We start from the raw sequence: 12,730 nt of genomic DNA on the forward strand, positions 1-12,730 counted from the left end.
GCCCTGGCGCTCGTATCGCCGGCCATCGCCAGGGCGCGGCGGCGCCGTTACCGCGCGCTGGTCGTGGGCGCGTCGGTGATGCCGGACGTCCACTTGAGCTTCGGGGCGCCCTCGTCGATCCAGCGGTCGCGCACCCGGCGCGCGAGCTCGGGGTGCTGGGTCGACTTCACGGCCATCGCGGCCACGAGGCATGTCCCCGGCCACGACTCGTAGACGGCGATCGCGCCGACGTACTCGTCGCTCGCAAGCACCGAGTCGACGCTGCCCTGGAGGACCTTGAACACGAGCGGCCGCACCTCACCGTCGATCTCCTGCGTCGTGCGGATGATCTGCGCCTCCCCGAGCCGCACGCCATAACCGTCGGCGAGCGGCGCGTTCTTCGCCCAGAACTCGTCGAGGCAGCTGTCGGGGTCGCTCGGCCCCGTGGTGGTCGTGTAGACGACCGACAGGGCGGCGTAGTGCTCGTCGCCGTACCGGAAGGTCGCGCGCGTCGGGTAGGTCAAGATCCGCACCCTGCGCCAGCTCTTCCAGTCGACCAGGGGTACGTCGAGCGTGTTGAACCGGTCCTGCCGCCTCCCCCACGGCTCGGCCAGCAGCCGCTCTAGCGCGGCCCGCTCGGGGTCTGCCGCGTCGCCACCCGGGTTTTCGCGGGTGACCGACGTCGGCGTCGGAGGCAACCCTGGCGGCCTCGTCGGGGGGGTGCTGCTGCAGGCGACGAGCGCGAGGGACGCGAGGACCGGGACCACCGGCGCGGCCCTCCGGCGTGTGGACGAGCGCGCAGTCGACCTGGAGCAGGACATGAGCAACACGAGCCTCGGCGAGCGGCCTCATCGACGGCGGTCACGCGGGCGGATCCCGCGGCGCCGCTACAATCCGACCTCGCGCATCGCGATTTTATTCTTGTCGAAGACGCCCAGACCGAGCTCGCCCGCGATGCGAATGTACGAAGGTTCACGGCTCGCCTCTTTCAGCGTGGGCAACCCGTTCTCCTTGCGCCACGTCTCGACCACGCCCCAGCCGATCACGTCCATCGCGACCGGATCGGTCGTGGCGTAGACCGACTCGTGGAGGACGCGCCGCTTCGGGTTCTTGTCGAGCGGGCCCTGGTCGTAGATGAGCTTGAAGCCGTCCGTGATGTGCAGGCGGACACGGCTCTTCACGATGTCCTGCCCGTAGAGCTCCGCGATCTGCGGGCTCGCGGTGTGCTCGTGGAAGGAGTGCGGGTTGATGGTCGCGCCGTGGGTGATGTTCTTGAGGCAGCCGGTATAGCCGCAGATCGAGTGGTCCTTGATCAGCGAGACGTTGATCACCGCCGTCGCCTGGGTGAACGGGCGCACGAACTTGGTGGGGATGCCGCAGACCGAGATGCTCGGCATCACCGCGTCCTTGTTCTCGTGAACCGCGGCGCGGATCCCGGCCGGGAACTCGGCCGCGGGCTTGGCGCTGCGGTCGGCGCAGCGGGTGCCGGCGAGGAAGGACGGGTACTGCTCGAAGATCTCCACGTTCTCCGCGGGGACGCCCGCCGCGATCACCCCGCGCACGATCTCGAGCACGAGCTCCTTGTTGGTGGCCATGGTCGCCCCCTTCTGGCCGGCGATCCCGTTGGTCTTGATCGCCACACGGTCGTCCTTGTGGACGAACCGCGCGAAGGCGGCCCCGAGGTCGGCCTTCCCGGTGAGCTCGGCCATCGCCCGTTCGAGCATCACCTTCGCCGCGGACGCGTCGGGCCAGAGGCCGTTCGGCTGCATCGAGTTCGACTTCGTAACCTTCACGATCTTCCCCGGAATGGAGAGCGGCGTGAAGCCGGGGGGCGGCGCGGCCGCGAGGCTCAGGGGCGCCTCCGCGAACGCCGCGCGCGGGCCGAGGAGCGCGGCGCCCGCGGCGCCGGCGACGAGCCCGCCGAGGAAGCCTCGGCGCGAGCGCCCCGCGGGGCCGGGATCAACGAAGCGACGGGGATCGTGGGGCATAAGACCTCGTGGTGAGCGCCTCGCGGCGGTGGCGGATGCCGCCGGTCGCGGGGCGCCCGGGGCGCTGATGGTAGCCGAGCTTCTCGCTCGAGACACGGCGCTCGGCCGCCCGGCGGCGAGGTCGACCGCGCCGCGCGCCTCCGCCATGGCGGCGCCAGGCCCCGGAGCGCCTCCCACCCGGGATTTGCTCGGGTTTCCTGGCAAGCGCGCGCCGGCACGCCGCTCGCTTGGCGGTGGCGGCGACGCCGACGCGACGAACGCCGCTCACGGGTGCGCGGAGGGCGACGTCCTTGGCACGAGACGGGAAGACCGGAAGGAGACGCGGCACGATGCAAGCGACATCGAAGGAGACAGGCTCGCCCGCCGGGCCGGCCGATGCAGTGCAGGACAACGAGGTGATTCGCCCCTGGCGAGAGCGGGCGCTGGCAGCGCTGAGGGACTCGGCCTGGACCGCGCTGGGCGGCAAGGTCGCGGCCTATATTGCGGGGTTCTTCGCGCTGGCGCTCGTGGGCTCCGGGCACGCGCTGAGCCTGCTCCCGGCCCGCCCGGCAAACCCGGCCCGCCCGACAGACCCGGCCGCGGAGCTGGCGATGGTCGCCGGCGATCCAGCGCCGCTCGGCTCCACCGGAAGCCCGCCGCCCCAGGCCGGAAGCCCGCCGCCCCAGGCCACCTCCGAGCCCGGCGCCGACGCGGGAGCTGCAGCGGTAGAGCCGCCGCCCAGCGATGGCGGGGCCGGCGCTCCTGCGGGCGGCGGCGTGACCGCAGACGGAAAGGTCGTGCTGAACCTCGCGACCGAGGCGGACCTCCGGCGCCTTCCCGGCGTCGGCCCGGCGAAGGCGGCCGCGATCCTGGCGCTGCGAGCCAAGCTCAAGCGCTTCCGGAAGGTCGATGACCTGCTCCGGGTCAAGGGGCTGGGCCGGCGGTCGCTGAAGCGGCTGAGGCCGCTCGTGCTCGTCGATCCGCCTTGACGCTGGACGCGAGCCGCAGCGCAGCTCGCCGCCTCGGTCGAGCCGTCCAGACAGGGAGTCTGCCAGGACCGGTAAACGCGCGGAGCGCGAGATGTCGAGTCAAGGCGCGCTCGTTCTCTTCGGTATCCCCGCAACGAGATCGCGCGCGCGACTCCAGACGTCGCGGACGCGGCGCGCGGCGACTCCCTGGGACCGGCGCGGTCTGGCGAGCTCTCGCGCGGATGCCCCCTTGCCCCCCCGGGGCGCTCGGGCACACTGCGCCGCGATGCACGTCCACTTCGTCGCCGTCGCGGGCACCGGCATGGGTGCGCTGGCGGGGCTCTTCAAGGCCGCGGGGCACGACGTCTCGGGCTCCGACGCCTCGTTCTACCCGCCCATGGGGCCGGCCCTCGAGCGGTGGGGCATCCGCCTCCTGACCGGGTTCGATCCCGCGCACCTCGACCCCCGGCCCGATCTCGTCGTGATCGGCAACGTCTGCCGCCCGACGAACCCCGAGGCCCGCGCCGCGATCGACGGAGGCATGCGGGTGACCACGATGGCGCACGCGCTCGCGGATCACATGCTCACCGGCCGCTCCCCGCTCGTCGTGGCCGGCACGCACGGCAAGACGACGACGAGCTCGATGTGCGCGTGGATCCTTCACGAGGCGGGCAGGGACCCTGGCTTCCTCATCGGCGGCCTGCCGAAGAACTTCGAGGCGAGCTTCCGCCTGCCCCGGAGCGCCTCCTCGGCGAGCGACCGCCGCGGCCTGCCGCTCCTCGGCGAGGCGGGCGCTGGGCGCCGCAGGACGCCGTTCGTCGTCGAAGGCGACGAGTACGACACCGCCTTCTTCGAGAAGACGCCGAAGTTCTGGCACTACCAGCCCGAGGTGGGCGTCGTCACGTCGATGGAGCACGATCACATCGACATCTACCCCGACGCCGCGTCCTACGAGGCGGCGTTCCGCGGGTTCGTCGAGCGGATCCCGGAGACCGGGCTCCTCGTGGCGGCGGCGCACGATCCGCGGGTCGTCGAGCTGGTGTCGCGATCGGCGCGCGCAGAGGTGGCGTGGTTCGCGCTCGAGGGCGATGACACGCACGGGCAGCCGCCGCACTGGCTCGCCGCGCCCGCGGAGGCCGGCGAGAGCGGCCAGTCGTTCGATCTGTACGCCGGCGGCGTCCTGGCCGGGCGCTTCGCCCTGCAGATGCCGGGGCACCACAACGTGCGCAACGCCATCGCCGCGATCGCGGCGGCGGCGCAGGGCTTCGGCGTGCCGCTCTCGACCGCAACCACGGCGCTCGCCGGCTTCGCGGGCGTCCGGCGCCGGCAGGACCTCCTCTTCGAGGCGCGCGGGGTCCGCGTCTACGACGACTTCGCGCACCACCCGACCGCGGTGGACGAGACGCTGCGCGCGCTCCGGTCCAGGCACCCGGGAGGCGCGCTGTGGGCGGTGTTCGAGCCGCGCAGCGCGACCGCGTGCCGCGCCCTCCACCAGGAGCCTTACGCGCGCGCGTTCGACGCGGCCGACCGCGTCGTGCTTGCGCCGCTCGGGCGCCCGGACATCGCCGCCGGCGAGCGGCTCGATCTCGACAGGCTGGTGCGCGACATCGAGCGCGGGGGCAAGCGCGCGGAGGCGGCGGCCTCGGTGGACGCGATCGTCGCCGCGATCGCGCGCGACGCGCGGGAGGGCGACACGATCGCGCTCCTGTCCAACGGGGCGTTCGGCGGCATCTACGAGAAGCTCCGCGGCGCGCTGTCGGCGGGGGCGCGATGAGCGGGCACGGATCAGCCGAGCTGCTCGATTTCTCCGAGATCGCGCTGCGCGTCGCCGAGGAGGCGGGGGCGCTCGTCCAGGCCGGGTTCCGGGCAGGGCCGCGCGGCCTGCACGTGGAGGAGAAGGGGCCGCACGATCTGGTGACCGAGTTCGACCGTGCGAGCGAGGACCTGCTCGTCGCACGGCTCGACGCGCTCACGCCCGGCGTCGCCGTCGTCGGCGAGGAGCAGAGCGCCGCGCGCCGCGCGGAGCCGCGCGGCGGGCTCGTCTGGTACGTCGATCCGCTCGACGGCACGACGAACTTCGTCCACGGCCATCCGTTCTGGTGCGTGTCCGTCGGCCTGATGGATGACGACGTGCCCGTCGCCGGCGCCGTCGTCGCGCCCGCGCTCGGGCTCCGCTGGACGGGCTTCCGGCCGCGCGGCGCCGCTCGCGCGCCGGTGGGCACGGCGGCGATCGACGGAGAGGCGCGCCGCAACGGCGAGCGATGCGCGGTCAGCGCCACGGCGTCGCTGGAGCGCGCGATGGTGGCGACCGGCTTCCCGCCGATCCGCGACCGGGCGCCGGACAACAACTTCGACGCCTTCATGACCGTCAAGCGCAACGCGCAGGCCGTGCGTCGTTGCGGCAGCGCAGCCATCGATCTCTGCATGGTCGCGGACGGAACCTACGATGCGTACTGGGAGCGCCGGCTGCATGCATGGGACGTCGCCGCCGGAAGCGCGATCGTGCGCGGCGCGGGCGGCGTCATCACCGCCCTCGACGGCGGTCCGCCGAACTACTACACAGGCAACATCGTGGCGTCGAACGGCCTCGTCCATGCCCCCATCGTCGCGCTGTTCTCTCACCCGGGCTCGCCGACCTGCTAGGCGCCGGCCAGCTCGGGGCTACCCGTACGCCATCAGGCTCTCGCGCATCTCACGCATGACGCGTGCAGGACTCACGGGTGAATCGGGCGAGATCCTTGCGCGATTCATGCATGACCCGTGCGAGCGATGCGAACCGCGAACCGCGAACCGCGAACCGCGAACCGCGAACGATGACCATGACCGGCGAACGCGACCATCAAAACATGAGCACGTGCGGAAGAGCTGTTGACGGAGCCGCCCAGTGAACTATCCTATGGTTGTTCCCTCTGCCGACTTCGTGAGGCGCTGGACAATTGAATCCCGAGTAAGCAAGAACCAGGGAGCCAACAACGATACCGTGGTGAGCTAGGCCCGGAACCATTCACCGGGAAGCCTGAAGCGGTACTTAGGCTCCCACCTAGCAGCTATGCTAGGGGTTCAAGTCCTTCGGCCCACGTCCTCGGCGGTACGGAACATCTCTCCCCTGCGGGCCGTCCAAGCGGCCCGCAGTTTTTTGTTGCCCTCGACATGCGCCCGGCGACCGGCGCACCGCGGCATCACCTGACGGCGGGGGGTACCCCCGCCTTGTCCGGTGCCGCGGCGCTCGCGGCACCGGACAGGGCCAAGCACACCGCACAAGGAACGGGGAGCCCGGAGGGCGGCGCGGGCGGGGCGCGCGGCGCACGGCCCGGCTTTTGTTTCCGTTCTCATCCCCCTTCCGGTAGCTTCGGGCCTGCGATGGATACGAGATCCCCTCGATCTGCAGGTGCGCAGCACGACGAGCAGCGCCCGCTCGTCGGCGCAGCGCGGTTTGGGTCGTCAAGCCACCTCGCGCGCCGCCTCCCCGGCAGCTCGCGCTTCGTCCGGCGCCTGGCCTTGACGCTCGCGATCCTCACCGTGCCCGGGGCCGCCCTGGCGGCGGTGACGATCAAGGGCCGGGCCACGGGCATGCCCAAGCTCCTGAACCCGGTCTGGAACGAGGCCAAGGACCCGAAGGCGAACCGGTACACCTTCCGCGAGCCGTCCCCGACCGTCCGCGCCGATGTCCGCGCGCTCTTCGGCTACGCGCCGAAGGAGCTGTGCATCGCCGCGCTCGGCGAGAAGGGCGCGCCGCTCAAGACGCCGCGCTCGATCGTCATCGCGGGCGGCCGCACCTCCCCGGTGACGCTCGTCGTCGCCGAGGGCCAGCAGATCCAGTTCGAGAACCAGGACCCGTTCCCGCACAAGATCTACGACGTCGGCAACAAAGGGCTCCAGCCGGTCGAGATCGCCGCGGCCAAGACCCGCGCCTGGACACCGCCAGGCCCCGGCAAGTACGAGCTCCGCGACCAGCTCGCCCCGAGCGTCCGGTCGTGGATCGTCGTCGAGCCGAGGGCGGTGGCCGTCGCCTACCCGGATCGTCAGGGCAACTTCGCCATGGAGATCGAGGCCGGCACGTACACGCTGCAGGGCTACTTCAACGGCGAGCCGGTCGGGAAGGCCATCGAGGCGATCGTGAAGGCCGGGCCGGACGAGCAGTTCATCAAGGACCCGGTCGTCGTGGGTGAGGCCGGCGGACCGAGCGCGGAGGCTGGAAAGTAGACCATGCTGCTGTCGCGTTTCTGGTACGGGGTGCTCGCGCTCGCGCTCGGCGCCGCGGTCTTCATCCTCTTCGTCGCCGCGCAGCTCTACAACCGCTCGAGCCACCGTGCGATGAGCGAGGCGCTCAGCGCCGACTCCAGCGCGGTCGAGTGGTTCCTCAACGACGACGCCCGGAAGCGCTCGAGCGCGCTCATCCGGGTCGCGCTGAACCCGGCCCTGCGGACCGCGCTCGCCAAGTCGTCGGCCGAGGCCAAGCCCGGCGCCGAGCTGCGCGAGAAGGCCCGCACCGCGCTGCGCACCGCGACCGCGGAGGTGCCCCCGGAGCTCAAGTTCGATCACGTGTGGGCCGTCGACGCGGCGGGGCGGGTGATGGCGTCGGTGGACTTCGAGCACCGCGAGGACTGGGAGCTCGGCGGCTACCCGCTGGTCGCCGACGCCCTCCACGGCTGGATCCGCGATGACGCGTGGGTCTGGAAGGGCCGCATCCTCCGCGTCGTGGCGCGCCCCGTCGAGCAGGACGTCAACGGCGAGCCGGTCGGCGCCGTGATCGGCGCCAAGATCATCGACGACACCTTCGCCCGCGCCGTCACGAAGCGCACCGGCGCCGCCGTCGGCTTCTACGCCGAGGGGTCGCGCGTCGCCTCCGGCGCGCCCGAGGGGTTCGACAAGTCGAACCTCGACCAGATCACGCAGGATCTGAAGCTGCTCGACGACAACAAGGACTACATCGAGAAGGGGCGCTCGGAGGTCCGCGTCATCGGCCAGCACCTCGGCGTGGTCTACGCGCGGCTGCCCGGCGAGGCGTGGGAGCTCGGCGCCGGCTACGCGGTCGGCCGCCTCGCGGCGTCGGTCGACTCGCCGCTCAACTTCCTCGACAAGGCGAACAACGACGACAAGAGCGAGGTGCCCACGGTGCTGATCCTGGTCGGCGTCCTCGCCATGGCCGCGATCGGGCTGGTGCTCTCGTTCCTGGAGCACACGCGGCCGCTCCATGTCTTCCGCGGCGAGGCGGCGCGCTTCTCCAAGGGCGAGGTCGACGTGCTGGCGCCGAGCCGCTTCCGCGGCGCTTACCGGAAGATCGCGGCCGACATCAACGACGGCGTCGAGAAGGTGGCCGCGAAGGGCGGCGCGCCCCGGAAGGCCGCCGACCTCGAGCAGGTGCTCGGCCCGATCCCGACGCAGCCGGCGATGAGCGCGTTCTCGGTGCCGCTCGGCCCCGGCGAGCCGCGCCCAGACTCGCGCCCCTCGTACCCGAAGCCCATGGTGAGCCCGCGCGGCCCCACGCGGCGGCCCGGCTCGCACCCGCTCAGCGGCCCGCCGCCCGCCCGCGACTCCGTGGAGCCGGTCGAGGCGATCGAGGAGGTCTCGGACGCCGGGATGGCGATCTCCGCCCTCGAGCCCGCGGGCGCTCCCGGGCGCCCGCCGCCGCGGCGCCCGCCGCCGCCGCCGCCGCCCAGGGCGCCGGGGGCGCCCGCCGTGCCGAACCCGCTCCCCGAGCCGATGAGCGCTCCGGAAGCGCCGGCCGCGCGGCAGGACGGCGCCGGAGATCCGGACGAGCTCACCGAATGGAACGCCGTCTACGAGGAGTTCCTGTCGGTCAAGCAGCAGTGCGGGGAGCCCACGAACGCGCTCACCTTCGAGAAGTTCAAGGGGACCCTGCAGCGCAACAAGGACGCGCTCGTGGCTCGCCACAACTGCTCGCGTGTTCGCTTCACGGTCTACGTGAAGGACGGCAAGGCGGCGCTCAAGGCGTCTCCGGTGAAGTGAGGCCGAGCGGCGGGGATCGCCGCGCGGCGGGGACGGGGGGTCATGAGACGAGGATCTGCCGGCGCCGCGGGCGCCGCGTTCGCTGCGATGGTGGCCGCCGGCGCCGCGCGCGCGTCGTCGGGGCTCGACTCGCCCGACATCGGGGTGCTCCAGCTCGGCCGCGGCGGGGCGTGGGTCGCGCGGGCGGACGATCCGCTCGCCGCCTACTTCAACCCGGCGGGGCTCGCCGCGCAGCGGAGCGGCGCCCACGGCGGCGTCCACTTCATCCAGCTGGCCCAGTGCTTCACGAGGCTCGGCCCCGGCGGCCGCCCCGTCCCGCCGAGCGCCACGACGGCGATCCCGGCGCCCGGCAGCGACGGGGGCCCCGACCCCGAGGTGTGCGCCGAGGGCGGCCTGTTTCCGAACCCGCAGCTCGCGGCGACCCTGCGCTTGAGCGACGCGCTCGCCCTCGGCGTCGCGGTGCTCGGCCCGCACGGCGTCGGCGAGCGGGCATGGCCCGAGTCGCTCCGGTACACGCACCCGAGCTTCGGCGACATGACGCAGCCGTCGCCCCAGCGGTACCTGCTCACGTCGCTCGACGCCCTGATGTTGATGCCGACGCTCTCGGTCGGCTTCACCCCCGCGGAGGGGGTCTCGCTCGGCGCCGGCTTCATCTGGGGCACGGCGGCGATCGATTTCGTCAACTTCAGCGAGGCGCTCTCGGGCGGAGGGGGCGACGACTTCAAGGCGCACGGCGATCTGCGCACGCGCGCGGAGGCGACCGACCTCTTCATCCCTGGCTTCGTCCTCGGCGCGCGCTGGGCGGCGGCGGCTCACCTCGACCTGGGCGCATGGTTCAAGTGGCAGGACGCCGTGCGCGCGAAGACCGATCTCACCATCGAGTCTCGCTACTGGACGCCGGCAGGGGCGAAGGACGAGGACCCCTGCAAGGGCGAGGCGCCGGAGTGCAACGTCACCGAGGAGCAGGGCGCCGGCGATCTCAGGATGCGGATCCCCATGGAGGCGAAGCTCGGCCTCCGGTACCACATGCCCCGCGCCGGCGCGCGGCGCGCGGTGAACGCACGCCGCGCCTCCGCCGCCGAGCCCCGCGTCCGCGACCCGATGGCGGATGACCTCTTCGATGTGGAGCTCGACTTCACCTGGGCCAACAACAGCGCGGTCGACGCGATCGAGGTCCGGTTCCGCGAGGGCATCCCCGTGCGCGGCACGAGCGTGGGCACGGTGCCGCCCAACGCCGACGTCCCGCACCGCTGGCGTGACGTCCTGGGAGTCCGGCTCGGCGGCGATTTCGTCGTGCTCCCGAGCCTCCTCGCGCTGCGCGCCGGCGGCTTCTTCGAGAACAAGGGGCAGGACGACGCCGATCTGAACCTCGACTTCCACCTCGGCTACCGGATCGGCGTCGGGGCCGGCGTGACCGCGCGAGTCGGCCCGGTCGACATTTCAGCCGCGTTTCAGCACACGTCCTTCGGTGCGCTGGACAACGGCGGGAACGGGCGCCTCAAGGCCGTATCCGGCGCTGCGCTGAGCGGCTACCGCAGCATCCAGAGCGTCAACGGCGGCCGCTTCGAGAGCAGCCTGGACGAGTTCGGTCTGAGCGGAACCATGCGCTTCTGAGCGGGCGGCTGCTCGGGCGTGGCTCCGGCGTGGCTCCGGCATGCCTCCGGCGTGCCTCCGGCGTGGTGGAGCGGAGCGCAGGACGCGCGGAGCCGCGGCGCAGCGGAGCCGCGCCGGACCGCCGGGGCGGTCGACGCGGAAGGCGGTCGCGCCTATAAGATGCCTCCACCATGAGTGAATCGAACGTCCGCAACCTGGTCATCATCGGCTCCGGCCCCGCCGGGCTCACCGCCGCCATCTACGCGGCGCGCGCCAACCTGAAGCCGCTCCTCATCGAGGGCTTCAGCGCCGGCGGCCTGATCCCGGGGGGCCAGCTCATGTTCACCACCGACGTCGAGAACTACCCCGGCTTCCCCGAGAAGATCACCGGCCAGGAGCTGATGCAGCGCTTTCGCGATCAGGCCGCTCATCAGGGCACGGAGATCGTGACGGCGGACGTGACCAAGGTCGAGCTGACGGGCCACCCCTTCAAGGTGTGGGTGGAGGACACGCTCTACCTGACGAAGGCGGTCGTGATCGCGACGGGCGCGCGCGCCAACTACCTCGGCCTCGAGAGCGAGGACAAGCTCAAGAACAAGGGCGTCAGCGCCTGCGCGGTCTGCGACGGCGCGCTCTTCCGCGGCCAGGACGTCGTGGTCGTCGGCGGCGGCGACACGGCGATGGAGGAGGCCTCCTACCTGTCCGGCCTCTGCAGCAGCGTCACGCTGGTGCACCGCCGCGACGAGTTCCGGGCGTCGAAGGCGATGATCCAGCGCGTGGTCGAGAACCCGAAGATCAAGATCCTCTACAGCCACGTGGTGGAGGAGGTGCTCGACGTGAAGGCCGATATGGTGACGGGCGTCCGCGTGAAGAGCACGAAGACGGGCGACAGCCACCTCGTGCCGGCGGCGGCGATGTTCGTCGCGATCGGCCACACGCCGATGACCGATCTCTTCGTCGGGCAGCTCGACACGCACCCGAACGGCTACCTGAAGACGGTGCCGGGCTCGACGCGCACCAACATCCCGGGCGTCTTCGCCGCGGGCGACGTGCAGGACTGGAACTACCGCCAGGCCGTCACGGCCGCTGGCACGGGCTGCATGGCGGCCCTCGACGCGGAGCGCTGGCTCGCGCAGCAGGGCGGCCACTGAGAGGACGGCCATGGTCGAAGCGCTGCGCGAAGAGCTCGCCGATCTGACCGCCTCGGTCCGGGCGTTCCTGGAATGGCACGCAACGACCGGCGCGGACGGAATACCGGGCCACCCTGCAGCGCTCCACGAGGCGCTGGGCGCGGCTTCTCCGGACGGCGCTACGCCGGCGCCTCGGCGGCCAGAGCGCGGCGTCTCCGGGCAGGATGCGCCCTCGCCGCCGGTGGCGCGAGGGGGCAGCGGCGCGGCGTTCTCGCCGCCGCCGCCGCTCGGTGCCGCCGCGGGCGCCCCTCTGCCGCATCCGGAGCAGCGCGGAGCCGCCGCGAGCGCCTCCCTGCCGCATCCGGAGCAGCGCGGTGGCGCTCCGCAGCCGGAGCAGCGCGGCGGCTTCGAGTCGCAGGGGGCGTGGTCGCCGACGCAGGCGCAGCGAGGTCCCGAGCCGTCGCCCCGGCCTGCCGTGAGCGCCGCACCGGCACCTCGCGCGGATACGGCTGCACGCGCGAGCGCAACGCTGCCGGACACGAAGGAGGAGCGCGCGGCGCGGCTCTCGCTCATCGCGGAGGAGGTCCGCACCTGCCAGAAGTGTCCGCTCCACGAGGGCCGCACCCACACGGTGTTCTCGCGCGGCGACCCGAGCTCCGCGGTCGTGTTCGTCGGCGAGGGGCCAGGGGCGGAAGAGGACCAGCAGGGGCAGCCGTTCGTCGGCGCGGCGGGGCAGCTGCTCGACAAGATGATCGCGGCGATGGGGTACCACCGCGACGAGGTCTACATCTGCAACATCGTGAAGTGCCGGCCGCCGAAGAACCGGAAGCCGGAGCCGGCCGAGATGGCGGCCTGCAGCCCGTACCTCACGGCTCAGCTCGCGCTGATCAAGCCGAAGGTGATCGTGGCGCTCGGCGCCACCGCGGTGCAGGGGCTGATCGGCACGAGCGAGGGGATCACGAAGCTCCGCGGCACGTGGAAGCTCTACAAGGGATCGATCCCGATCATGCCCACGTTCCACCCGGCCTACCTGCTGCGCCAGCCGAGCGCGAAGCGAGAGGTCTGGAGCGACCTGAAAGAGGTGATGCGCCACCTCGGCAAGAGCGCGCCCGACAGGGGCTGA

Annotated in this window: 10 protein-coding genes and 1 other RNA gene; 9 read left to right on the plus strand and 2 right to left on the minus strand. The window is 72.3% G+C overall.

Features of this window, described 5'->3' with window-relative positions; translation table 11 throughout:
• Positions 1-47 precede the first annotated feature (47 nt).
• On the minus strand, positions 48-746 hold the full coding sequence (locus tag WME82_RS41040; RefSeq protein WP_438039759.1) for a hypothetical protein: 699 nt from the start codon (positions 744-746) through the stop codon (positions 48-50).
• Positions 747-866: 120 nt separating this feature from the next.
• Positions 867-1,967, minus strand: a complete 1,101-nt coding sequence (locus tag WME82_RS41045; RefSeq protein WP_437741988.1) for a DUF362 domain-containing protein — start codon at positions 1,965-1,967, stop codon at positions 867-869.
• A 329-nt stretch (positions 1,968-2,296) separates the two neighbouring features.
• Here WME82_RS41045 and WME82_RS41050 point away from each other — a divergent pair, with 329 nt between their 5' ends.
• The 9 genes from WME82_RS41050 to WME82_RS41090 all read left to right on the plus strand — a co-directional run bounded on the left by WME82_RS41050 (position 2,297) and on the right by WME82_RS41090 (position 12,730).
• A complete protein-coding gene (locus WME82_RS41050) occupies positions 2,297-2,935 on the plus strand; it encodes a ComEA family DNA-binding protein (protein ID WP_438039760.1) in 639 nt (212 codons plus the stop codon).
• Between the two features lie 265 nt (positions 2,936-3,200).
• Positions 3,201-4,688 carry a UDP-N-acetylmuramate--L-alanine ligase gene (locus WME82_RS41055; protein WP_438039761.1) on the plus strand — a complete coding sequence of 496 codons (1,488 nt, stop codon included), beginning with the start codon at positions 3,201-3,203 and terminating at the stop codon, positions 4,686-4,688.
• Positions 4,685-5,557 carry an inositol monophosphatase family protein gene (locus WME82_RS41060; RefSeq protein WP_438039762.1) on the plus strand — a complete coding sequence of 291 codons (873 nt, stop codon included), beginning with the start codon at positions 4,685-4,687 and terminating at the stop codon, positions 5,555-5,557. Before WME82_RS41055 ends, WME82_RS41060 begins: the two co-directional genes overlap by 4 nt.
• Positions 5,558-5,817: 260 nt before the next feature.
• Positions 5,818-6,010: non-coding RNA, 6S RNA (gene ssrS / locus WME82_RS41065), on the plus strand.
• Between the two features lie 264 nt (positions 6,011-6,274).
• Positions 6,275-7,117, plus strand: a complete 843-nt coding sequence (locus tag WME82_RS41070; protein WP_438039763.1) for a hypothetical protein — start codon at positions 6,275-6,277, stop codon at positions 7,115-7,117.
• A gap of 3 nt (positions 7,118-7,120) precedes the next feature.
• Entirely contained in the window at positions 7,121-8,884 is a 1,764-nt protein-coding gene (locus tag WME82_RS41075) for an MXAN_5187 family protein (RefSeq protein WP_438039764.1), read from the plus strand.
• A gap of 42 nt (positions 8,885-8,926) precedes the next feature.
• Positions 8,927-10,498, plus strand: a complete 1,572-nt coding sequence (locus WME82_RS41080; protein WP_438039765.1) for an OmpP1/FadL family transporter — start codon at positions 8,927-8,929, stop codon at positions 10,496-10,498.
• 170 nt (positions 10,499-10,668) lie between these two features.
• A complete protein-coding gene (trxB, locus tag WME82_RS41085) occupies positions 10,669-11,628 on the plus strand; it encodes a thioredoxin-disulfide reductase (protein ID WP_438039766.1) in 960 nt (319 codons plus the stop codon).
• A 10-nt stretch (positions 11,629-11,638) separates the two neighbouring features.
• Positions 11,639-12,730 (plus strand): uracil-DNA glycosylase family protein, encoded by a 1,092-nt coding sequence (locus WME82_RS41090; RefSeq protein WP_438039767.1) that lies wholly within the window; start codon positions 11,639-11,641, stop codon positions 12,728-12,730.

Source organism: Sorangium sp. So ce128 (assembly GCF_051525245.1).
GTDB lineage: Bacteria > Myxococcota_A > Polyangia > Polyangiales > Polyangiaceae > Sorangium > Sorangium cellulosum_B.